Origin of the sequence: Solwaraspora sp. WMMB762 (assembly GCF_049179115.1) — a bacterium.
GTDB lineage: Bacteria > Actinomycetota > Actinomycetes > Mycobacteriales > Micromonosporaceae > Micromonospora_E.
This window is the reverse complement of sequence record NZ_JBMHMD010000001.1, coordinates 3,031,579-3,053,479: the sequence shown is the minus strand read 5'-3', so window position 1 is coordinate 3,053,479 and position 21,901 is coordinate 3,031,579. Positions and strand designations below refer to the sequence as shown.

19 protein-coding genes and 1 tRNA gene are annotated in these 21,901 nt (G+C 69.8%); 11 read left to right on the top strand and 9 right to left on the bottom strand.

Going from position 1 to position 21,901, the window contains the following annotated elements:
* The first annotated feature begins 1 nt into the window (after position 1).
* Positions 2–2,536, top strand: a complete 2,535-nt coding sequence (locus ACN27J_RS13440; RefSeq protein ID WP_421366470.1) for an FtsX-like permease family protein — start codon at positions 2–4, stop codon at positions 2,534–2,536.
* A 47-nt stretch (positions 2,537–2,583) separates the two neighbouring features.
* On the opposite strand, the gene darG is transcribed toward ACN27J_RS13440, so the two are convergent.
* From darG to ACN27J_RS13420, 4 genes are all read right to left on the bottom strand, one after another.
* Positions 2,584–3,648, bottom strand: a complete 1,065-nt coding sequence (gene darG, locus ACN27J_RS13435) for a type II toxin-antitoxin system antitoxin DNA ADP-ribosyl glycohydrolase DarG (protein ID WP_421366468.1) — start codon at positions 3,646–3,648, stop codon at positions 2,584–2,586.
* Positions 3,649–3,653: 5 nt separating this feature from the next.
* Positions 3,654–4,340, bottom strand: coding sequence for a type II toxin-antitoxin system toxin DNA ADP-ribosyl transferase DarT (darT, locus tag ACN27J_RS13430; protein ID WP_421366467.1), 687 nt, complete (start codon positions 4,338–4,340; stop codon positions 3,654–3,656).
* A gap of 84 nt (positions 4,341–4,424) precedes the next feature.
* Positions 4,425–4,500 (bottom strand) — tRNA-Arg (locus ACN27J_RS13425).
* 56 nt (positions 4,501–4,556) lie between these two features.
* Entirely contained in the window at positions 4,557–5,582 is a 1,026-nt protein-coding gene (locus ACN27J_RS13420) for an alpha/beta hydrolase (protein WP_421366465.1), read from the bottom strand.
* 116 nt (positions 5,583–5,698) lie between these two features.
* On the opposite strand from ACN27J_RS13420, the gene ACN27J_RS13415 reads away from it, so the two are divergent.
* Entirely contained in the window at positions 5,699–6,109 is a 411-nt protein-coding gene (locus ACN27J_RS13415) for a PPOX class F420-dependent oxidoreductase (protein WP_278171057.1), read from the top strand.
* A gap of 102 nt (positions 6,110–6,211) precedes the next feature.
* Here ACN27J_RS13415 and ACN27J_RS13410 read toward each other — a convergent pair whose 3' ends face one another.
* Entirely contained in the window at positions 6,212–6,703 is a 492-nt protein-coding gene (locus ACN27J_RS13410) for an SRPBCC family protein (protein WP_278171056.1), read from the bottom strand.
* A 353-nt stretch (positions 6,704–7,056) separates the two neighbouring features.
* Positions 7,057–8,076 carry an alpha/beta fold hydrolase gene (locus tag ACN27J_RS13405; RefSeq protein ID WP_421366463.1) on the bottom strand — a complete coding sequence of 340 codons (1,020 nt, stop codon included), beginning with the start codon at positions 8,074–8,076 and terminating at the stop codon, positions 7,057–7,059.
* 584 nt (positions 8,077–8,660) lie between these two features.
* On the opposite strand from ACN27J_RS13405, the gene ACN27J_RS13400 reads away from it, so the two are divergent.
* From ACN27J_RS13400 to ACN27J_RS13390, 3 genes are all read left to right on the top strand, one after another.
* Positions 8,661–10,289: an FAD-binding oxidoreductase gene (locus ACN27J_RS13400; protein WP_278171054.1), complete on the top strand. Its 1,629-nt coding sequence runs from the start codon at positions 8,661–8,663 to the stop codon at positions 10,287–10,289.
* A 43-nt stretch (positions 10,290–10,332) separates the two neighbouring features.
* On the top strand, positions 10,333–11,070 hold the full coding sequence (locus tag ACN27J_RS13395) for an SDR family NAD(P)-dependent oxidoreductase (protein WP_278171053.1): 738 nt from the start codon (positions 10,333–10,335) through the stop codon (positions 11,068–11,070).
* A 280-nt stretch (positions 11,071–11,350) separates the two neighbouring features.
* Complete coding sequence (locus ACN27J_RS13390; protein ID WP_278171052.1) at positions 11,351–12,535, top strand: acyl-CoA dehydrogenase family protein; 1,185 nt, start codon at positions 11,351–11,353, stop codon at positions 12,533–12,535.
* Positions 12,536–12,715: 180 nt separating this feature from the next.
* Here ACN27J_RS13390 and ACN27J_RS13385 read toward each other — a convergent pair whose 3' ends face one another.
* Positions 12,716–13,195 (bottom strand): winged helix-turn-helix transcriptional regulator, encoded by a 480-nt coding sequence (locus tag ACN27J_RS13385; RefSeq protein WP_278171051.1) that lies wholly within the window; start codon positions 13,193–13,195, stop codon positions 12,716–12,718.
* An 88-nt stretch (positions 13,196–13,283) separates the two neighbouring features.
* Positions 13,284–13,712 (bottom strand): nitroreductase/quinone reductase family protein, encoded by a 429-nt coding sequence (locus ACN27J_RS13380; RefSeq protein ID WP_421366460.1) that lies wholly within the window; start codon positions 13,710–13,712, stop codon positions 13,284–13,286.
* A gap of 322 nt (positions 13,713–14,034) precedes the next feature.
* On the opposite strand from ACN27J_RS13380, the gene ACN27J_RS13375 reads away from it, so the two are divergent.
* From ACN27J_RS13375 to ACN27J_RS13350, 6 genes are all read left to right on the top strand, one after another.
* A complete protein-coding gene (locus ACN27J_RS13375) occupies positions 14,035–14,472 on the top strand; it encodes an SRPBCC family protein (RefSeq protein ID WP_278171049.1) in 438 nt (145 codons plus the stop codon).
* Positions 14,473–14,717: 245 nt separating this feature from the next.
* On the top strand, positions 14,718–15,602 hold the full coding sequence (locus ACN27J_RS13370) for a single-stranded DNA-binding protein (protein WP_421366458.1): 885 nt from the start codon (positions 14,718–14,720) through the stop codon (positions 15,600–15,602).
* A 129-nt stretch (positions 15,603–15,731) separates the two neighbouring features.
* Positions 15,732–16,760, top strand: a complete 1,029-nt coding sequence (locus ACN27J_RS13365; RefSeq protein WP_421366456.1) for a cobalamin biosynthesis protein — start codon at positions 15,732–15,734, stop codon at positions 16,758–16,760.
* A gap of 31 nt (positions 16,761–16,791) precedes the next feature.
* A complete protein-coding gene (locus ACN27J_RS13360) occupies positions 16,792–18,414 on the top strand; it encodes a cobyric acid synthase (RefSeq protein ID WP_421366455.1) in 1,623 nt (540 codons plus the stop codon).
* On the top strand, positions 18,411–19,133 hold the full coding sequence (locus tag ACN27J_RS13355; protein WP_421366454.1) for a uridine kinase family protein: 723 nt from the start codon (positions 18,411–18,413) through the stop codon (positions 19,131–19,133). Before ACN27J_RS13360 ends, ACN27J_RS13355 begins: the two co-directional genes overlap by 4 nt.
* A gap of 31 nt (positions 19,134–19,164) precedes the next feature.
* Positions 19,165–20,286, top strand: coding sequence for a M48 family metallopeptidase (locus tag ACN27J_RS13350; RefSeq protein WP_421366452.1), 1,122 nt, complete (start codon positions 19,165–19,167; stop codon positions 20,284–20,286).
* 68 nt (positions 20,287–20,354) lie between these two features.
* On the opposite strand, the gene ACN27J_RS13345 is transcribed toward ACN27J_RS13350, so the two are convergent.
* A complete protein-coding gene (locus ACN27J_RS13345; protein WP_421366451.1) occupies positions 20,355–21,833 on the bottom strand; it encodes a plasmid pRiA4b ORF-3 family protein in 1,479 nt (492 codons plus the stop codon).
* Positions 21,834–21,901 lie beyond the last annotated feature (68 nt).

The window sequence follows — 21,901 nt, the reverse complement described above, 5'->3', positions numbered from 1 at the left end:
GATGGGTGTCGTCAACACCAGCGTGCTGCGTACCCAGCTGCGCGGCATCCTGACCCGACCCGGTCGGCTGCTGCTCACCGGCCTGTCGGTGCTGGTCGCGGCGTTCGTGGTGGCCGGCGCGGTGCTCGCCTACCAGATGATCGCCCGCACCACCCTGGACACGTACAGCGACACCCCCACCGGGACCAGCCTGGTCGTCACCGCCGGCGGGAAGCCGATCGCCGACACCCAACGCACCGCGATCGCCGCCATGCCCGGCGTCGCCCAGGTCGCCGGCCGCGCCGACCTGACGCTCGCTGTCGGCGACCCGGCCGCCGGCACCTCGATCACCCTGGTCGCCGACCCCGGCTCCGGTGCGCTGTCGCGGGTCGTGCTGCGCGCCGGGCGGTACCCGGCCGCGGCGGGGGAGATCGCCGTCAACCAGCGCGCCGCCGACCGGCTCGGCGTCGGACCGGGCGGCACCCTGCGGCTGTACGGGGGCGACCCGACAGCCGCACCGGTCACCGCCACCGTCACCGGTGTCGTCGACGGCCCGGACACCAGCGTGGAGCAGGCGTACGCGCCGGACATCATCCTGGCGACGGTGGTCGCGACCCCGGTCGACTGGTCGCGGATCGACATCGTCGCCGTACCCGGGGCCGACCTCGACGGGCTCACCGACGAACTGATGCGCCACCTGGACCGGGTCGACCCGCACACGTACCCGAGCGTGGTTCCCGGCGACGCGAAGCGGCTGGCCGAGGCGCAGGACGCCGTCGCCCGGTTCGACCAGATCTTCGCGCTCGCCGCGATGTTCCTTGCGGTCACCGTGATCGCCGCCGTACTGGTCGCCTCGTCGACGTTCCGCATCGTCTTCGCCCAGCGGATGCGCCAGCTGGCGCTGCTGCGCACCATCGGCGCGCACCGCCGGCAACTCGTCGTCGCGTTGACCGTCGAAGGGGCGGTGGTTGGCCTGCTCGCCGGCACCGTCGGGGTGCTGCTCGCGGTCGCTGCCAGCCTCGCCGCACCGGCGCTCGCCGCCGCTGCCGGCCAGCAGCTGTCCGCCCCCAGGCTGCCGTACGGCGTACTGCTGGCCGTCGTCGTCGGCGCGGCGGCGCTCACCGCCGGGGCGGGCCTGGTGCCGGCGCTCGCCGCCGCGAACGTGCCACCGCTGCAGGCGCTGCGCAGCGCCGCGACGGTGACCGCCGAACCGGGCGTTACCGCCGGCCGCCTCCTGGTCGGTCTGCTGCTGGCCGCCGCGTCGGCCGGTGTCGTCGGGGTGACCATCACCGACCTGGCTACCGCCGACTCCGCTGATTCCGCCAGCGACTCCGCCGGCACGCTGCTGGCCATCGTCGGAATCGGCACCTTCGCGTTCGGCGCGCTCGTCGCGCTCGGCCCGCTGCTGGTCCGGCCGGTGCTGGCCGTCGTCGGCTGGCCGCTGCGGCGGCTCCGGCCGGTCGGTGCCCTCGCCGTCAGCACCGTCGGCGGGGTGCCGCGCCGGGCCGCCGCCGTGTCAGTGGTGGTCGCGCTCGGCGTGGCCCTCGTCGGCGGTGCCACCGTCGGCACTGCCAGCCTGCGGGCCTTCACCGACCAGAAACTGGCCGCCCGCGCCCCTGCCGACCTGGCACTGTTCGCCCACGACCAGCCGATCACCCCGGCCGTGGTCGAGCAGCTCCGGTCGCTCGACGCGGTCCGCCACGTCGCCCCGTTCCAGCAGGCCCAGGTCACCACCGGCGACCGGTCGTACGCCGCCATCGCCGTCGACCTCGCCGCCCTGCCCCGGCTGACGACGCTGGTCACCACCGACGGCGCGTTGACCGACCTCGGGCCGGGCCGGGTCGTGCTTGGCGAGGCGGTCGCCCGGGACCTGGCCGCCCAGGCTGGCGACCCGATCGCGGTACGGGGCGAGGCCGGGCAGCTGAACCTGACCGTCGCGGCGGTGCTCGGCGGTGAAGCACCACTTCAGTCCGATGTGGTGCTGGCATCGGGCGACCTGGACCGGCTCGGCGGCACGCAGACCGGGCTGCTCGCCGACTTCGCCGGTGGCGCCGGCACCCGCGACGCGACAGTGGCCGCCGTACGGCAGCTCGGGGTCGCCGTCGGTGCCGACGTGGCCGTGCTGTCCGACTACCGCGAGGCGACCGACGCCGAGGTGACGTCGCTGTTCCTGATCGCAGTGGGGCTGCTGGCGATGACCGTGCTGATCGCGGTCGTCGGGGTCGGCACCACCACCGCGCTGTCGGTGCTGGAACGCACCCAGGAAGTCGGACTGCTGCGGGCGCTCGGTCTGAGCCGGCCCCGGCTGCGGGCGATGATCCTGGTGGAATCCGGCCTGTACGGGGTGGTCGGCGCGGTGCTGGGGCTGGCGCTCGGCGTACCGCTGGCCTGGTTGTCGATCGAGGCGCTGCGGCTGGGCATGCCGCCGGTACTGCCGGCCGGGCAGCTGCTGGTGATCGTCGCGGCGTTGGCGGTGATCACCGCGATGGCCGGGTTGGCGCCGGCCCGCCGGGCCGCCCGGGTCAGCCCGGTCGCCGCCATCGGCGACCCGGACTGAACGATCGAAGGACGCCCGAGTCTTATCGAAGCCTGGCGGGAGGTGGCCTATGCAGGCAAGAGGCGATGGTCCGCTAAGCGGTTGGCGGCCAGGTTGATGTGCGCATCGGTGAAGAGGCGAGCCTTCCGTAGGCTCCAACTTGCCACGCGGTTGGTGAGCTCCGCGACGTCGGCGGTCGGTGGGTCCTGCACAGCGGCGAAATGGACGGTGGCCAGAAGTTCCAAACTGTACGGGGCTTCGAATCCGTCGACCAGGTCGAGCACCCTGGTGAGCTGCGAGACGTGCTCCGGATTTCGCTGCACTGACTCGTTGGCGACCTCGTAGCCCTCGGCAAAGGGCTTGATCGGTGCGAGGTCCGTCACCCGCGAGGACCGGTCACCGAGACCGGTGAGGAAGTGGCCTTCAAGCGTGGCCAGGACCTGTGTCAGGCTTTCAGAGTACGGACCGTACCGGCCCCGGACGAACGTCAGCTTCAGCGGCGCGCCGGCGAGTTGCAGGAAGTAGGCCAGCTTCTGCACCTCCAACTCGCTGATCCCGTCGCGGAATTCCTGCAGTCGGGCACGAGCCAGATAGGCGCCGATTGTCGCCACCAGCAGAGCGCGCAGTTCGGTCAGCTTCGGGCGGGGCGTGGCATCCGGCATGCTCGCGGGAAGCGGCGCGCCCTCCGGTGCGAACACCACGGCTCGGACCTGGGGCATCTTTCGGCAGGCCTCCTCGATCAGTGGCCGGACCTTGGCCCAGTCCAGCCCGCCGTTGCCGCAGCCGAGCGCCGGGATCGCAATTGAGCTGATGTTGTGCCGGGAGACGACAGCGACGAGATCTGCCAGTCCGGCACGGATGTCGTCAAGTTTGGAGGCGCTGCGCCAGTGCTCTTTCGTGGGGAAGTTGATGATGTACCGGCGAGGGCCGATAACACCACGATCCATCACGAACATCTGCCCCAGTCGTACCTCGCCGCGCTTGCAGGCGGCATGGTACGAGCGAAAATTGTCGGGGTATGCGCGTTTGAACTGCAGAGCGATGCCCTTGCCCATTACTCCGACCGTGTTTACCGTGTTGACGAGGGCATCCGTGTCTGCGGTGAGGAGGTTGCCGTGGCCGACCTCGATCATCTCCGTCACCTCCCAGTCCGCTGGAACCCGTAGTACCACGTCGGTCTGACAGCAATGCTCTCGGCTAGCTGATGATCACCCAGTGTCGCCTGCGCCTTGGCTGCATACGCTGAACTGTACGCCGCTACCTGGTGAAACACCGCCAAGGGAACTTCCTCGTGAACCAGGAACTCCGCCATCCGGCGACGCTGCCGGTCTGGATCGTCTACGGTGCTGTTCCAGCGTTCCGCTTGCATGAGCGGCCAGTCCACCATGCTGTCCAAGTCGTCGAGTGCTGTGGTGAAGGCTGACGTTGCGTTCGCCGCGTTGCCGTCGGTCGCGACCCACGCCGCACCAGCGTCCACGACTGCACCGACTGTCGCAGCGAGGTAGACCAACGGGCGGTCGCCGTCCGCGTACCGGCCGGCGATGCTGTCGCGATGGTCGCAGGCAATCCGATACATCATGGGTGAACGTGGGGCGAAGTAGAACGGGACGTAGTCCCCAACGTAACCCCGTGGGCCGATCGGGATCCGCCGCCGGCGGCGAGAGTCCTTGATCGCGGGATCGCCGACCTCCGTGCGCATGAGGCCGGCGCGGGCGGAAACATCGCAGGCCAACCGGCCTTCTGTAGAGATACTGGCAAGATTGTCGATGTGGGTGAAGTGCAGTATCCATCGGCTTCGTGCGGACGTCGACGCCGCTGGGGACATCTGGGTCAACCTCCGCTGACGTGACCGTGAGGACAGGAGTCCATCGGACAGCCTGCCCGCGAGCGTCGAAGCTCCGACCTGGGGTGGTGCGCCCGGTAGGGTTCGAACCTACGACCTTGGGATTAGAAGTCCCCTGCTCTATCCGCTGAGCTACGGGCGCTTGCTGATCTTCGTCCTGGCGTGCACATAGTAGTGGTCGCAGGTTGCCGTGACGAGTCAGTCGGTCTCCGGTAACCCTCGGTCGACCGGGCGTTGCGCCTCCACCGGTTGACCAGGGTCCGGGCCCAACGGCTCGGTGGTGAAGTAGCCGCGCAGCCAGCGGTCCAGCTCGCTGAACAGCTCGTCGCGGGCCGGCTGGTGGGACAGGGTCAGGTCGTGCAGGCCGCCGTCGATGCGGACCACGGTGACGTGCCGGCCGAGCCGGGGGGCCCACCGGGCCATGTGCTCGACGTCGAGTACCGCGTCGGCCAGGGTAGCCGAATCGTGCCAGCTGTGGCTGCGGTAGGACCGGGAGGAACAGGCCAGCAGGACCGGCGCGGTGATGTGCAGTCCGGCACGCAGCTGCCGTTGGGCGCGGCGGATCGCGGTCAGCCAACCGGCCCGCACCGGAAACCCGGTGAGCGGCTTCCATTCCAGGTCGTAGTCCCATTCTCCGTTCTGGGAGGCGTGCACGCTCTGCCCGTACACCCGGGAAAGCCCGACCGGGACGACGCGGTAGGGCGAGCGGCCGGTGAGGTGGCAGATGGCCGCCGCCACCGGCCGGCGGAGCAGCCACGGTGCGTTGAGGTCGAAGAACGGGCTGTTCAGGAACAACCCGTCCGGTGCGGTGCCCTGGCTGGCCCGCGCGTCGGCCCAGATCGCGGCGATCAGCCCACCGGTGGAGTGGCCGTTGACCAGCAACGTCTCGTTGCCGTCCTGCTCGCGGATGATCCGGGCGGCGGCGTCCAGCTCCGGGAAGTAGTCGCTGAGGTCGCGGCAGAAGTTCGGGGTCTGGTGCGGCAGCAGGCTCCGGCCGTACTTGCGCAGGTCGAGGGCGTAGAAGTCCCAGCCGCCGCGGACGAAGTGGTCGGCCAGATGGGTCTGGAAGAAGTAGTCGACGAAGCCGTGCAGGTAGAGCACCGCCCGCCCGGCCGGGCGGTCCGCCCGGCGACGGACCAGGGTCGCGACGACCGGACCCTCGTCGTCCGGGTCCAGCTCGATGACCTGCTGCTCGTACGGGAGTCCGAGGATGTCAGGCTGCACGACCTTGACCGTACCGCCGGATGGTTACCTCCGGGTAGGACCGCGCTGCGCGTCGCACAATCGAAGGCGGCACTGCCGGCGGCCGAGCGGCGGTGCGTGGTGCGAGGAGGTGCGAGATGAAGGCCGAACAGGCGACGGCGTTCCTGCGGGCGAACCATCGGGCGGTGATGGTGACCCGGCATCCGGACGGCCGGCCGCAGACCAGCCCGGTGCTGGTCGCCGTCGACGATGCCGGCCGGGTGCTGGTCAGCACCAGGGAAGGTGCGGTCAAGGTGCGCAACCTGCTGCGCGATCCACGGGTCACGTTCTGCGTGACGACGGACCGGTTCTTCGGAGACTGGGTGCAGATCGATGGACAGGCAGAAGTGGTACGGCTGCCCGAAGCGCTCGACGTGCTGGTCGACTACTACCGGCGGATCTCGGGGGAGCATTCCGACTGGGACGACTACCGGGCTGCGATGCGCCGCGACAAGCGGGTGGCGATCCGGGTGAGCGTCACGCATGCCGGCCCGGACGTGCACGGGTGACGGCTCCGGCGTGTACCGGGTGACGGCTCGGACGTACCAGGGTGACAGCCTGGACGGCCGGCACGTGGGCCCCGGTCGGGTTGACCGGGGCCCCACGGTGGATCAGCGGCTGGCCGATCCGAGCTCCACCTCAGCGGTGGTCTGCGCCTGGCCCGTGGCGTTGGGGGCGCCCTGGCCCTTGCCGATCAGGTCCTTGAGGCTGCCGTTGATGTAGTTGCCCCACCCCTCCTGGCAGGCGTTGTAGCACTCGAACTCGGGCACCAGGCCGTGGTGGGTGAAGACGACCTTGGTCTTGCCACCCTCCTCCGAGATGTCGAAGGTCATCGTCGTGTCGACCCACTCGGAGCTGTCCTTGACGAACGAGAAGTAGTTGTCCACCACGTGCCAGGTGACCTTCTCGCCGGGGACCGACTCGGTCACCCGGATCGTGCAACGGTGCAGGTCCTCGTAGTGGTACCGGAACTCGTCGCCGGCCTTCTCGGCGCTGCCCTCGATCTCGGCCGACCACCATCCCTGCGGATTGGTGATGGCCTCGTACGCCTCCTTCGGGGACTGGTCCACGGAGAACTCGGTGGTGTAACTCGGCCCGGTCATGACTTCCTCGCATTCGTGATATGCGGAAAAGGGGTTGGCGACGTCCCGCGACCGTGTGTCGCGGAAGTCGGCAATGCTCCGCATCGGGCGGAGCTGTCGGAACGTCGGCATCCTTTTTGGATGACCGGCATGTGTCGCGCACCCACTGACCTAGGCTAATGCGTCCACTTGTGTCACGCAAGTCACGTGTGGAGCGTGTTGGCGTGCCGTCAAGCAAGGTTCACATGCTGGCAATACGCACTTTCCGACAGTGGTACCAATCGATGTAACCGGCTCGCCTGCGCCGCTGAAGTCGCTGGCCACGACGCGGACACGGTCCACCGGGTGCCGGTGGACCGTGCCCGCGAGGCAGGTCAGGCGATGCAGCTCGAGAGTGACTCGGTGGGCGCGGGGACGCCCTCAGGCCCGAAGAAGAGGTTGGCGCAGTCGATCAGGAACTCCGGGGTCTCCTCCTGAATCCAGTGGCCGGCACCGGGGGCCACGACACCGCGCACGTCATCGGCCACCTGCTCGAACGACGCCGCGACACCGAGCCCGAAGACGAACTCGGCACCCATCGCGAGCACCGGCTGGGTCAGGCGCTTGGACTCGGCGTTGGCCTTGGTGTCCTCCGCGTTCTCCGGCCAGGCCCGGTAGTAGTTGTAGCCGGCGCTGCGCCGGGCCGGGTGCAGGTAGGCGCGGATGTGGCTGTCACGGTCGATCGCGTCCGGGACCGCCGCGAACTCGAAGACGTAGTTCAGGTAGGTGGCGACGTCGCTGTTGTCCACGATCTTCTCCGGGACCGGCGACGGCGCCATGTTGAGCTTGAAGTGGAAGCTGAGCGGGTACGCGTCCTCCAGACCGAAGCCCAGCAGCGGCGAGTCGAGCACCGCCAGGCGGGTCACCTCGCGGGGGTAGTCCCGGGCCCAGGCGTAGCCGACCAGCACGCCCATGTCGTGCCCCATGACCTTCACCTCGCGGTACCCGAGCCGGTTCACCGCCTGGTGCAGACGTGCGGCCGTGGTCTTCTGGTCGTAGCCGTCCCGCGGGATCGCGGAGTAGCCGAGGCCGGGCAGGTCGAACGCGATCACGGTGTGCGTCTTGGCCAGCTCGGGCATCACCAGGTGCCAACCCCACCAGGTCTCGGGCCAGCCGTGCAGCAGCACGAGGGCCGGCCCGGAACCGCCCTTGACGTAGTGCACCTTGCCGCCGTCGGTGTGGACCAGACCGTGGCGGAAGGTCCGGTCGAAGATCGCGCGACCGACGACCGGCTCGCGCTGGGCGTGTCCACCTCGCGCCGCGGTGGCGTCGGCGGCGCCGTTCGCGTCATGAGCCACCGCTGCCCCGACGCTACCGACGGTGACTGCCAGGGCGGTGATCCCTCCGACGATCATCCGTTTGAGTGTCAACCGCGATCCCCTGACCCGAGCATCGACCAACCGTGACGACATGGCTCTACCTCTTCCTCTCGTCGACCGCATGTGGCGGGTTGCGTCCAAGCTATGACGATTAGCGAAGAATGTATTCTTCTCGATTGCTGTCTCTCCGCGGCCGCCTCCAGCCCTCTCCAGGCGCGGACCATGGTGTGACGCAGCAGCGTCGGTGCGACGCTGGTCCGCCCCGAGGGACGGTCACCTGACTACTGGTCACCCACGTCGGATGGTGGGTTCGGGTCGTTGCCCGGAACTGGGACGCGCGCTCGACTGTGCCAATCTTTCAGGTTCCTCGGCCACTTCTGTGTTGCCCTGTTGGTTACCGACCTCGCCGTCATCGCCGGTCTAATCGCGATCCTCCCGCGGAATTTTTCAATCAACCGCAACGAGTAGTGGCAAAAGAAGCGGTCGCCGGGAGAGGGCAATTTCAAGGAAGCAAGCGGGTGCCGCCGGCTCATAGCCTGGCGACCGATGTGCGGACGTGGCCGGCGAACATTGGTGTCGTCCGCTCTCACTGTCTCTGATTCCGAGAGGACGGGATTGCCATGACTGACGAAGAGCGGAAGTTCGAACGGCGTACGTTCCTTGCCGGTGCAGCGGGGGCCGGAGGCGTCGCCCTGGCCGGTGCCGCGCTGCCCGGCACGGCACACGCCCACGGAAATGGTGAGTCGATTGCGCTGGTGGCGCCTGTCACCCCGGCTGACCCCCAGTACCCCGACCTCGTGATGGGGCTGAACAACCGGTGGACTGCGACGCCCGATTCGGTGTACGTGGTGGATTCCCCGCACCAGGTTGCCCCGATCGTCCGACGCGCGGTGCGTCGCGGAACCAAGCTGACCGTCCGAGGCGGCGGTCACGGATTTGAAGACTTCGTCTACAACAGCGAAGTCGAAACGATCATCGACATGACGAACATGAACCGGATCTACTACGACACGAGGATGAAAGCTGTCGCGGTGGAGGCCGGTGCCATTCTGCTCGACGTCTACGAAAAGCTCTACCAGACCTGGGGCGTCACGCTGCCTGGTGGCGTCTGCTACTCCGTCGGGATGGGCGGCCACGTCGCCGGCGGTGGCTGGGGCTGGCTCGTCCGTCGCAATGGACTGATCGTCGACCATCTGTACGCCGTCGAGGTGGTCACGGTCAACGCCGCCGGCCGGGTCAACACGATCATCGCCACCCGGGACCGGCGGGACCCGCACCGCGATCTCTGGTGGGCCCACACCGGTGGCGGCGGTGGGAACTTCGGCGTCGTCACCCGCTACTTCTTCCGCTCACCGGGGGCCCACGGTCGGAGCCCGGCGCAACTCCTGCCGAAACCGCCGTCCAAGGTGCTGTCCAGCTTCGCCCTGTGGAGCTGGAGCACCATGACCGAGGCCGACTACATCCGCCTGCTGCAGAACTACGCCAGCTGGCACGTCGCGAACATCTCGCCGGACAGCCCCACCCGCGAGGTGACGAGTCTGATTCAGTCGTTCCACCGGTCCAACGGCGAAATCCACATGTACGCCTTCGTCGACTCCGCCGTGCCGAACGCGCAACAGATGCTGGACAGCTACCTGGCCCATCTGCAGAACGGTGTGACGCCGGCCGTGTTCGCCGCGCAGAGCACCATGCCGTGGCTGCAGTTCTGCAAGCTCACCGGTACCACCAACACGCTGAACAACGACCCGACGCTACGCGGTGAGTACAAGTCCGCCTTCATGAAGGACACCTTCACCACGGCGCAGGCCGCAGCGATCTACCGGGCGATGACCCGGTCGGACATCAACAACCCGAATCTGAACATCGTCATCAGCCCGTACGGCGGCAGGACCGCGGCCGTGCCCAACGCCGCGACGGCGATTCCCCACCGGGAGGCCGCCTACAAACTGCTCTGGCAGGCGCAGTGGGCCAATCCGGCGGACGATGCGGCGAACATCGCGTGGGCCCGGGAGACCTATCGGGACACCTTCGCGGACACCGGTGGCGTACCCGTACCGAACGATCAGACCGACGGCTGCTACGTCAACTATCCGGACGCCGACCTGAGCGATCCGGCCTGGAACGGGTCGGCCTTCGCCTGGCACGACCTCTACTACAAGGAGAACTACCGCCGGCTGCAGGCAGTGAAGAAGGCCTACGACCCGCGGAACTTCTTCAACCACCGCCAGTCGGTCGAGCTCCCGTCCTGATCGGACGGGTGTCAGAAGAAGTCCAGACGAAAGGGAGTACGGAATGCACACGATCACCGGTAAGACGGTCCTGGTGACCGGCGCCAACCGTGGCATCGGCCGGGCGCTGCTCGAGGAGGCGCTCAACCGGGGCGCGAAGCGGGTGTACGCCGGGACCCGTCAGCCGTTCGACCACCCGGACGGGCGGGTCACCGCGGTGACGCTGGACGTTACCGACGCGGAGCAGATCGCACAGGCCGCGAAGACCGTCGGCGAACTCGACGTGCTGGTGAACAACGCCGGCGAGGTCACGTTCGACGACCTGAGCGATCGCGCGGTGCTCGAAAAGATGTTCGCGGTGAACTTCTTCGGGGTGTACGACACCATTCAGGCGTTCCTCCCGGCGCTGATCCGGTCCCAGGGCGCGATCATCAACAACATTTCGGTGAACGCGTTCGCGCCGTTCCCGTTGGTCTCCTCGTACTCGGCAGCCAAGGCGGCGGCGTTCAACCTGTCTCAGTCGCTTCGTGGTCTGCTGGCGGGTAAGGGCGTCGGCGTGCACGCCGTCATGACCGGGCTCGTCGACACCGACATGACCAAAGGCTTCGACGTGATGGCCAAGGCGGCGCCCGAGCACGTGGCCAAGAACGTCTACGACGGGCTGGAGAAGGGCGAGGAGGAAATCTTCCCCGATGCCATGGCCGAGCCGCTGGCCGACAGCTGGCGTTCGGGCGGGGGGAAGAACCTGGAGCGCCAGTACGCGCAGATGGCGGCGCAGATCGCCGCAGCTCAGTCCGCCTGAGCGACAACCTACGACGGGCGGTACCGCCCGATGCGGGTCAGAGAAGGGCAGTGGACGCCGTCGGAATGGCGTCCACTGCCCTTCTGCGTTCAGCCCGCGAATGTTCTGTTGGACTGGAACTCAGCCGGAGGATCGGTATGCAGTTCGTTCCTGAGCAACGTGAGAGATGTGGACCGTAGGGGCCTCATGCCAGAGTTTGTGACGACGGGACGTCCCCCCGGCATCCTGCCGCAGTAGCTGCGCCAGGCACCCATTTCTGCCATCGTCTGGAGGAGTAAAGATGACGGTAATCGAGTCCGCGCCACAGCCCGAACTCGTACAGCGAGCCAGGGACCTGGTCCCGCTGATCCAGAAGCATGCCGCGTGGCAGGAGGAGAACCGCGTCCTGCACCCGGAGGTGCTCGACGCGCTGAAGGAGGCCGGCCTGCTCCGGTTGCGGTTCCCGGCGCGGTACGGCGGTACCGTGCCGGACGCGCGTACGGTGGTGGACGTGGTCGCCGAGCTGGGCCACGGCGACGGCTCCACCGGTTGGACCATCAGCACCATGACTATCGGTGCCTGGCTGGCCGGCCTGCTGCCGGATGAGGCGCAGGACGAGATCTTCGCGAACCCGGAGGACCGGTTCTGCGGCTCGGTCGGCCCGAACGGGGTCGCCGTGAAGACCGAGGGTGGCTACATCCTGAACGGTCGGTGGCACTTCAACACCGGTGCCCCGCAGGCACAGTGGGACACGCACTCCATCATGATCGACCTCGGTGACGGCAACATGGTGCCGGGTATGGCGGTCGTTCCGGTCTCGGACCTGACGATCGTGGACGACTGGCACACGGTCGGCCTGCGCGGCACCGGCAGTGTCACGACCATCGCCCAGGACCTGTTCGTGCCCGAGAACCGGGTGCTGAACATGGTGCCGGTCATGATGCACAACCAGCACGCGTCGAAGATCAACGCCGACTATCAGGCATGGCGGGTGCCGTTCCTGCAGTTCGCGGTCGCCGTGGCGGCCGCCCCGGCGCTCGGCATGGCGCGGGCCGCCTGGGACGCCTTCATGGAGCGGCTGCCGAGCCGGCGGATCACCTACACCAACTACGAGAAGCAGATCGAGGCGACGCTGACCCACCTGCAGGTTGCCGAGGCGCGAGTCAAGATCGACGAAGCGGAGTTCCACCTGCACCGGGCGGTGCGCCGACTCGATGAGAAGGCCCTCAGCGGCGAGCCGTGGACCCTGGAGGACCGCGCTGCGGCACGGATGGACGCCGGTGCCGTGTGCGCACGGGCGAAGGAGGCCGTGGACATCCTGAACAACGCCAGCGGTGGTTCGTCGGTGTACTCCGAGGTGCCGATCCAGCGGATCGAGCGGGACGTCCAGACGATCAACCTGCACGGCATCATGCACCCGAACACGAACCTGGAGACCTACGGCCGTGTTCTGTGCGGCCTGGAGCCCAACACGATGTTCCTGTAGACGGTGCCTCGTTCGCGTGGCCGGACCTCATGGTTCCGGCCACGCGTTCGTTTGTGCGAGACCAGCGGACCACGCGGTTTCCCGCAGCTGTTCCCCGCACCAGCCGCACGGTCGCACTAGCAGACCTGGTCGAGCCAGCAGACTTGGTCGAGTCAGCAGGACGGTCGAGGTTGCGGCGGGTCAGCGTCGCTGTCTGCGCTGTTCGCGCAGCGCGATGAACCGGGAGTCGGCGCGCGCCGCTACGTCGCTGGGTGCCGGGGAGCCGCCGCACCCGGCGCACCCGGCCTGCAGACTGACGTGGCCGCCACAGCCTTCGTGCTCGAAGGTGACCGGCCGCCCGTCCGGATTGGCCCAGCGGTCACCCCACTCGGTGAGCGCGATGATGACCGGTTGCAGTTGGCGACCTTTCTCGGTGAGCACGTATTCGACATGGGCACCACCGGCACTCGGCTGTGTCTCGAAGACGCCCGCCTCGACGAACTCGCTCAACCGTTTGGCCAGGATGTTCGTGGCCACACCCAGGTCCCGCTGGAAGTCCGTGAACCGGGTCATCCCGAAGAACATCGCGTTTCGGATGATGAGCAGGCTCCAACGCTCGCCGACGACCTCGAGTGTCCGCGCGGCAGAGCAGACCTCGTTGGCGTACAGGCGTCCCAGCACAAGTCGAAGTCTTGCATGTCGGCTTGCGTGGTGCAAGCGGATGTGTTGAACTGGCCGGGTGACCGCCCCGCTGACCGGAGTCGCGCCGTCAGTCCGTCCGGGTCAGCAGGAACATCGGCAGCCGCCGTCCAGTCCTGGCCGCGAACTCGTCCGGGCCGGTGGTCTCGCCGAACAGCTCCGACCACAGCCGGCTGCGGGCCTCATCGCCGAGCGGCTCGACGGTCACCCGGAAGGTCTCCTCGCCCAGTTCGACGGTCGTGCTCGCCATCGCGGCCAGGTTCGCGCACCAGGCTGGACGGACCGGAGAGTCGCCGTTGGATCCGATGACGGCGTAGCGGCGCTGGTCGTCGAACGGAAAGCAGATCAGCGGCGTGATCCGGGCGATCCCGGTCCGGACGCCGACGTGGTGCACCAGGATCACGAGGGAGTCGGCCAGGATCCCGCCGACGCGGCCCGCGTTCGCGCGGAACTCCTCGATGACCCTTCGGTTGAAGTCGATGGCCTCGTCCCTGGGCATCAGTGGCATGGGTTCACTCCAACTCGTGGGCTGAGGGGCCGTACTGCCGGCATCCGCAGCTGCTCCGGATTTCCACGGTACCGATCCGGCGCGGCGGCAAGGGCACCGCGAACGTCACCGGGCCGGCGACCGGTCTCGCGGTTCTCCGATTTTGCCCAATGTAGAGCAGGATCCCCGGGGACCGTGTGGTGCGCCGTACGCTGGCGAGAAGAAGGCGTGAGTCTCGCCGGGCGGCGAGGACCGATGGCCCGCCCGACGCAGCGTCGTGTTCACATCCGAGGCCGCCTGCGTCCACCGCAACATCCCAACCAGGAGGAAGAACATGAGCGAGAGCTACACGACGTCCTTCACCGTGCACCAGAACCCGGAGGACGTCTTCCACGCCATCAACGACGTACGCGGGTGGTGGGACGGGGAAATCGAGGGAACGGCCGACAGTCTCGGCGCCGAGTTCACCTACCGACACGGCGCGCTGCACTACTCGAAGCAGAAGGTCACCGAGTTCGTGCCCGGCAAGAAGGTCGTCTGGCTCGTCACCGAGGCCGACATCACCTTCGTGACGGACCGGACGGAGTGGAAGGACACCCGGGTCGTCTTCGACATCGCGGAAAAGGACGGCAAGACGGAGGTCACGTTCACCCACGAGGGGCTCGTGCCACAGTTCGAGTGCTACGACGGCTGCAGCGACGCCTGGGGATACTACGTCAAGGACAGTCTTCCCAAGTTCATCGCCAAGAGCCGGTCCGAGGTCGGTAGCTGAGCCTACCGGTCACCACCGGACACCATCCGACTTCCATCCGGCGGGTGGGCCGCTGAGCAGCGGCCCACCCGCCGGTTCCGTTTCGCGCCTTAGCAGATCAACTCGGTATCGGAGCGGTTGTCCACAGCCGGGGATCTGTCCACAGCGCCGCCGGACCGTGGCTGGCCGGCAGGGGTGCCGTCCATCAATGCTGAGCGTCGAGTCGACTCGATCAGATCAATCCGACGAGCCCCTGCGGAGATGCGATGTTCGATACGTACGTAACGGTTGTCGGTAACGTGCTGACCACGCCGGAGTGGCGGCGTACCACCCAGACCAACACACTGGTCGCCAACTTCAAAGTGGCCTCGACGGCGCGCCGGCTCGACCGGGAGAGCAACCGCTGGGTCGACGGCAACAGCCTGCGGGTCCGGGTGAACTGCTGGCGCAAGCTGGCCGAAGGGGTCTGCTCCTCGGTCATGCTCGGCGACCCGGTCGTCGTGGTCGGCCGGCTCTACACCCGCGACTGGGTGGACGGCGACGGCAACAACCGCCTGCAGTACGAGATGGAGGCCGTGGCGGTCGGCCATGACCTGGCCCGAGGACGGGGTCGGTTCACCCGCAACCGGCCGACGTTGGCGACCAGCGAGGTCGACGGGGACGACCCGGAGCGGCGGGTGCAGGGTGAGGCCACCGCCGAGGTGCCGGCCGACGAGGTGCCGGCGACCCGCAACGAGCTGTTCGACGGGGACGACGACCCGATGTTCCTGGAACCGTCGGTGCCGTCGCCGGTTGAAGGGGAACCGAACCGTCCGGGTGGCCGGCCGGTCACCCTCGCCGTGGACGTGCTCGCCGCCGGGGCGGCCGAGGCCGCCTCGGTCCCGGCCGGCACCGCCGCCGCTTCGACCGAGGACCCCGGAGCCGGCACCACGACGACCGACGGCGACGCCGGTCACCGCGACGAGCCATCGGACATGCTGATGGACACGCCGTCGTCGCGGTCGCCCGGCGGCGACCGGGATCCCGACGACCCGACCGGCGATCCGCTGGCGGTCGAGGATCTGCGGGCCGCAGATCTGCCGGCCGAGGAGCGGCCGGTTTCGTCCGGCCGGGCCCGGCGGTCGCGGAGCCGGACGGCGGTGCCGGTCTGACCCTGGCCGGCCCAGACCGACGAGCGCGGTGGTACGGGCCCGTCTGCCGTACCACCGCGCCGACGGTCGACCGACCGGTGACCGTCAGCCGACCCGTCACCCGTCACCGGCTCCACGTAGGCTGCCGTAGTGGCTACCAGCGCTGGCAGGGTCAACGCGTCGGCCGCCGCGGCCACGGCCGGCGGTCTGGTCGCCGGCTACGCCCTGGATACCCTGTTCGGCGACCCCCGCCGCTGGCATCCGGTCGCCGGGTACGGCCGGTTTGCTGGTGCCGCCGAGCGCCGGCTGTACCGGCCGACCCGTCGGGCCGGCGTCGCCTACACGGCCGTGGCCGTCGGAGGGCCGGTGATCGCCGCCGTGGCGGCGTCGGTGCTGACCCGGCGGCATCCGATCGCCCGGGCGGCAATCGTCGCCGGCACCACCTGGGCGGTGCTCGGCGGTCGTACGCTGCGGACCGAGGCGGATGTGATGGCGGGGGCGCTGCGCCGGGCAGACGTACCAGCGGCCCGACGCCGGCTCAACCATCTCTGCGGCCGGGACCCAGCCGCGCTCGACGCGCCGGAGCTGGCCCGGGCGACCGTCGAGTCAGTCGCCGAGAACACCTCGGACGCCGTGGTCGCGCCGCTGTTCTGGGGTGCCGTCGCAGGTCTGCCCGGCCTGGTCGGCTACCGGGCGGCGAACACGTTGGACGCTATGGTCGGGCACCGGTCGTCGCGCTACGAACGGTTCGGCACGGCTGCGGCGCGACTCGACGACGTGCTGAACTTCGTTCCGTCGCGGCTCACCGGGCTGGCCGCCGTGTGGTGGTCGCCGGCAATCAAGGGCGACCGGGCACGGGCCTGGCGGGTGTGGCGTCGGGACCGCGCCGACCATCCGAGCCCCAACGCCGGTCAGTGCGAGGCGGCGTTCGCCGGGGCGCTCGGGGTCCGGCTCGGTGGGCGCAACATCTACTTCGGGCGTTCCGAGGTGCGTCCGTATCTTGGTGACGGTCCGCGTCCCTCGCCTCGGCAGATCCGCCGGGCAGCCACCCTGTCTCGGCGGGTCGGCGACACCGCTGCCGTCGCGTCTGTGTTCGCGGCGCCCGTCGTGCAGGTGACCGCCGCACAGCTGACCGTACAGATGGTCAGAGCCGTCGTGCGGACCATCCGCCGCCGGTAGCGGCAGGACCAGGAGTGGAAGGGAGTCCGGGGTGCCGGGGAGTGCTGGCCCCGCCGGTGGTGGCGGCCTACTGGTCGCCGGGACCACCTCCGACGCGGGCAAGAGCTTGCTCACCGCCGGAATCTGTCGATGGCTGAACCGGCGTGGGGTGCGGGTCGCGCCGTTCAAGGCACAGAACATGTCCAACAACTCGGCGGTGGTCGTCGGGTCGGACGGCCGGGGCGGCGAGATCGGACGGGCGCAGGCGGTGCAGGCAGCCGCTTGCGGGCTGGAGCCGCAGGTACGGTTCAATCCGGTCCTGCTCAAACCAGGCAGTGACCGGTCCAGCCAGGTCGTGCTGCTGGGGGAGGCGGTCGACACCGTCACCGCGACCAACTACCGCGCGATGCGCTCCCGCCTCGCCGACACCGTGCACACCACCCTCGCCGAGCTGCGTGGCGAGTACGACGTGGTGATCTGTGAAGGAGCCGGCAGCCCAACCGAGATCAACCTGCGGGCTGGCGACTTCGTCAACCTCGGGCTGGCCCGGCATGCCGGGCTGCCGGCGATCGTCGTCGGTGACATCGACCGGGGTGGCGTCTTCGCCGCCATGTTCGGCACCGTAGCCCTGCTCAGCGCCGAGGATCAGGGACACATCGCCGGGTTCGTGATCAACAAATTCCGTGGTGATCAGGAGTTGCTGCGGCCCGGGATCGACATGCTGCACCAGGTGACCGGCCGACCCACCTACGGGGTGCTGCCCTGGCAGCCCGATCTCTGGCTGGACGGCGAGGACTCGCTGGCGTACGGCCAGACGATCGGACGAGCCACGGCGCCGCGCGGCCGCGACATCCTGCGGGTCGCGGCGGTGCGACTACCCCGGATCTCCAACGCCACCGATCTCGAAGCGCTCGCTGCCGAGCCGGGCGTGCAGGTCCGGCTCACCGTCGACCCGACCGAGGTCGCCGCCGCCGACCTCGTCGTCCTGCCCGGCACCAGGTCGACCGTGGACGATCTGGCCTGGTTGCGGGGGACCGGGCTGGCCGCGGCGGTGACCACGCACGCTGGCGCCGGCCGCCCGCTGCTCGGCATCTGCGGTGGGTTCCAGATGCTCGGCCGGGTGATCCACGACGAGGTGGAGAGCCGCCGGGGCAGGGTACCGGGGCTCGGCCTGTTGCCCGTCGAGATCACCTTCGCCGAGCGCAAGACCGTGACCCGCAGCGCGGGGCGGGCCTACAGCGACGTCCCGGTGCGCGGCTACGAGATTCACCACGGGTACGTCTCCCGGTCCGACGGGTCGACCTCGCCGCTGTTCACCGGCACCAGCACCAGCACCGAGGTGGGCACCGGCACCGGCCCTGGCGCGACGGGCGGCACCGAGGGCGTACGGCTCGGTCCGGTGTGCGGCACCCACTGGCACGGTGCCTTCGAGTCCGACGAGTTCCGTCGCCGCTACCTCACCGACGTGGCCCGCCAGGCCGGCCGGCACGGCTTCACCGTCGCGCCGGACACCAGCTTCGCGGCGCTGCGCCAACGCGGACTCGATCTGCTCGGCGACCTGGTGGAGGAGCACCTGGACACCGCCGCGCTGTGGCGGCTGATCGAGTCCGGGCCGCCGGCCGGACTACCGTTCATCCCACCCGGAGCTCCCCGGTTACCCGGAGCTCCCCGGTGACGCGGGGGATCTCGACCTTCGAAAGTCTGGCCCGGCGGGTGTACGCCGCCCCGGCCCGCCTCGGCCGGGTCCGGCTCGTCGTCATCGACGGCCCGAGCGGCGCCGGCAAGTCCACCTTCGCCGACCGCCTGGCCACTGCCTGTGCGACGGTCGCAGCGAGGGGCCCGAACCCGGCCATGCCCCCGGCTGCGAATCCGGCCAGCACCGTCGCCGGACCGGCCGTCGCCGTCGTACACACCGACGACCTGCTGGACGGCTGGCGTGACCAGTTCACCTTCTGGCCCCGGCTCAGCACCCACGTGCTTGACCCGCTGCGGACCGGCCGGCCGGCCCGCTACCGACGATACGACTGGGCCGCCGGACGGTTCGGCGCCGGCTGGACCGTGATCGAACCGCCCGCCGTACTCGTGATCGAAGGGGTGAGCGCGGCCCGCGCGGCGGTCCGGCCGGCCGCGACGCTGTCGGTCTACGTCACCGCACCCGAACCGGTGCGCCTGGCCCGGTCGCTCACCCGCGACGGGGCCGCGATACAGCCGACGCTCGACCGCTGGCGGCGGGCCGAGGAGCGGTTCTTCTCCGCCGACGGTACGCCCGGTGCGGTCGACCTGCTCGTCGACGGCGCTGCTGAGCTCCCGTCCGGCCAGCTGGCGTACGGGTGGATCCGGGACTGGCCGGACGTAGACGCCGGTGGCGCCGGTGGGGCACCATCGGCCGGGTAGGCCAGTCAGCCGATCCCGGGGAGCGTCCGCCATGACCGCAGACGACGACGGCACCACGCCCACGGCTGCGGCCAGCGGCGGTACGCCGGACGCCACCACCCCGCCGGACCGGCGGCGGATCACGTTGACCGGGATCAGCTCCCGTGCCTGGGAGCACCCGGCCGACCGGGGCGCGTTGACCGCGCTCCGCGAGCTGCGTGGCTTCGACGACGTGGTCCGGACGTTCTTCGGGATGTGGAACGAGCGGGCCTTCCGGCTCAGCTACCTGGCGTCGGCGATCCGGGTCGACCACCGTCAGTACCCCCGGGTGCACCGGTTGCTCGCCGAGGCGGCGACCGCGCTGGACGTTCCGGAGCTGCCGGAGCTGTTCGTGACCCAGTCCCCGGTGCTCGGTGCCCAGGCCATCGGCCTGGACAAACCGTTCATCGTGGTCAACACCGCCTGCGTACAGCAGCTCGACGACGCCGAGCTGCGGACGCTGCTCGGCCACGAGCTGGGGCACGTCCGCAGTGGTCACGCCGTCTACCAGACAATTCTCACCATCCTGACCCGATGGGCGGCGAACCTGAGCTGGCTGCCGGTCGGCGCGATCGCGCTGCGGGCGATCATCGCAGCGATGCTGGAGTGGTGGCGCAAGGCGGAGCTGTCCGGCGACCGTGCCGGGCTGCTCGCCGGTCAGGACCCGGCGGCGGCGCAGCGGCTGCTGATGAAGCTGGCCGGTGGCGGCGACCTCAGCCAGATCGACACCGCCGCGTTCCTGGAGCAGGCTGCCGAGTACGACGGCGGCGGTGACCTGCGGGACAGCCTGCACAAGTTCCGGATGACCGCGTGGAGCACCCACCCGGTGCCGGTGGCGCGGGCTGCGGCACTACGGCAGTGGATCGACTCCGGCGGTTACGCGCAGGTGCTGGCCGGTGACTACCCGCGCCGTGCCGACGACCCGGCCGCTTCGGTGACCGAGGAGATCAAGGCGGCCGCGCAGGCGTACCGCGAGGAGTTCGGCCGCAGCCAGGATCCGTTGGTCGGCCTGCTGCGTCGGCTGGGTTCCGGCGCGGCCGATGTCGGCGAGTGGGCCAGCGGCGCCGCCGGCCGCGCCCGGTCCTGGATGGGCGCGGCCAGCTCCACCGGCCGGCCCGGTGGCCGGCGGAGCTGACTTCAGGCCGGCCTGGTGGCCGGCGGGGCCGACCTGCCGCCGGTCAGCGCAGCGCGGCCAGCCGCCGGTCAGCGCAGCGCGGCCAGCCGCCGCTCGATCACGTCGGGATCGAACCGCCCCGGGTCCAGCGGTGCCTGCCCGTCGTCGAGGCCGAGCCAGTCGCGCCGGTCCGCGTACTCCGGATGGGACGGGTCGGCCAGCACGTCGAGCAGATGGGCGTAGCCCCAGACGCCGCCGCAGTCCTCCGGTGGGGCGGCCCGCTCGCCTCCCGTACACCGGGGGTAGACCGCCGTCGGGTCGCGGTCGGTGACCGCCACGACGGTGATCTCGTGGGTCCAGTCGTCGCCGAAGTCGTACCGGTAGGTGATCATGTCGCCGACGGCCGGGGCGACCTGCTCCAGGGTGACCTTGCGCTCCGACTGGCGCCCGGTCCGGTCGCCGGGCGGTGCGAACTCGCCGTACGGCGTCTCGAACAGGTGCAGGTGGCTGTCGTCCCAATCGAACGCCGACTGGATCACGTGGTGCAGGTCCTCCAGCGGAGTGTCACCCACGACCTCCAGCTGCCGCCGGACCGGCGGCTCGCTGCCAGCCAGCACCACGTCGACCCGGTAGGCCGGCGCCGGTCCCTGTGACTTCTTCCGTTTGGCCGGCAGCTTGCGCGTCGGTGCCGGCCGGACCGACCCGGGACGGTGCTGCGCGGGAAACCCGCCGCCGCCGGGCAGGCCGGGGAGCAGGTCCGCCAGGTCGTCGGGACCGGCTTCGTGGTGCGGGGCCGGCGGCCGGTCCGACTCCGGCATGGTGGCCAGCCGGGCGTCCAGCAGGGTGGCCAGCACCGGGTACGGCGGCCCCTCGTCGTCGTCGGGCTCCGGTTCGTCGTCGAGTTCGGCGTCGGCCTCGTCGTGCACGCTGCGGGCGTCCAACGCCTGCTCGACGTGCCACCGCAGGTCGGCCGGGTCGAGTCGGGTCCGGGTGGTGCCCGGATCCCGGGTCAGTTCGTCCAGGGCCGCCGGCAACTGGTCACCGTCCAACAGCAGGATGTCCTGGGCGGCCGCGCAGTCGGCGTGGTCGACGACGACCATCATGGCGTGCGTACGGCCGGCCCGTCGGAAGGCGACGGTGAAGACCGAGTCGGTACCGTCGGGGCTGTCGATCCGCCAGCAGTCGTCCACCGTCACCTCGGCGGCGACCTCGTCGGCCCACTTCGGCATCGGTACGCCGGTCCCGGCGAGGGCCGTCACTGCGGCTCTGGCCACCTTGGCGGCGGGCGGTGGGGACACTGCGGCGATGGCGGTCAGCAGGGCCACCGCCTCGGGGCCGCCTCGGTCGGCGAGCTGCGGGATGAGCCCGTCGCGGAGCGGGCGGACGCCGTCGGGGTCGGGTTCGTCGCCGACCATCGCGACGAACATCGCCCCGGTGAGTTCGGCGGCGATCGGATCGTCGTCGTCGACCAGGGCGGCGGCGCCGCTCAGCAGGGTGCCGATGACGTCGCCGGTCTCCTCACTGCAGCCGGGGCAGTCGCACGGTTCGGGGTTGTCGGTGCCGTCCATCGCGCCAGTGTGCCCGTCCGCTTGCGGCGGCGCGAGGGCGAGGCCCCCGGCGTGTCGTCGGGTGAGCA

Bases quoted from the DNA above. Each gene is read 5' to 3' on its own strand.
- ACN27J_RS13440 (WP_421366470.1), top strand. From the start codon at position 2: ATGGGTGTCGTCAACACCAGCGTGCTGCGTACCCAGCTGCGCGGCATC.
- darG (WP_421366468.1), bottom strand. From the start codon at position 3,648: ATGATCGAGGTCGGCCACGGCAACCTCCTCACCGCAGACACGGATGCC.
- darT (WP_421366467.1), bottom strand. From the start codon at position 4,340: ATGTCCCCAGCGGCGTCGACGTCCGCACGAAGCCGATGGATACTGCAC.
- ACN27J_RS13415 (WP_278171057.1), top strand. From the start codon at position 5,699: ATGAAGGCCGAACAGGCGACGGCGTTCCTGCGGGCGAACCATCGGGCG.
- ACN27J_RS13410 (WP_278171056.1), bottom strand. From the start codon at position 6,703: ATGACCGGGCCGAGTTACACCACCGAGTTCTCCGTGGACCAGTCCCCG.
- ACN27J_RS13405 (WP_421366463.1), bottom strand. From the start codon at position 8,076: ATGATCGTCGGAGGGATCACCGCCCTGGCAGTCACCGTCGGTAGCGTC.
- ACN27J_RS13400 (WP_278171054.1), top strand. From the start codon at position 8,661: ATGACTGACGAAGAGCGGAAGTTCGAACGGCGTACGTTCCTTGCCGGT.
- ACN27J_RS13395 (WP_278171053.1), top strand. From the start codon at position 10,333: ATGCACACGATCACCGGTAAGACGGTCCTGGTGACCGGCGCCAACCGT.
- ACN27J_RS13390 (WP_278171052.1), top strand. From the start codon at position 11,351: ATGACGGTAATCGAGTCCGCGCCACAGCCCGAACTCGTACAGCGAGCC.
- ACN27J_RS13380 (WP_421366460.1), bottom strand. From the start codon at position 13,712: ATGCCCAGGGACGAGGCCATCGACTTCAACCGAAGGGTCATCGAGGAG.
- ACN27J_RS13375 (WP_278171049.1), top strand. From the start codon at position 14,035: ATGAGCGAGAGCTACACGACGTCCTTCACCGTGCACCAGAACCCGGAG.
- ACN27J_RS13370 (WP_421366458.1), top strand. From the start codon at position 14,718: ATGTTCGATACGTACGTAACGGTTGTCGGTAACGTGCTGACCACGCCG.
- ACN27J_RS13350 (WP_421366452.1), top strand. From the start codon at position 19,165: ATGACCGCAGACGACGACGGCACCACGCCCACGGCTGCGGCCAGCGGC.
- ACN27J_RS13345 (WP_421366451.1), bottom strand. From the start codon at position 21,833: ATGGACGGCACCGACAACCCCGAACCGTGCGACTGCCCCGGCTGCAGT.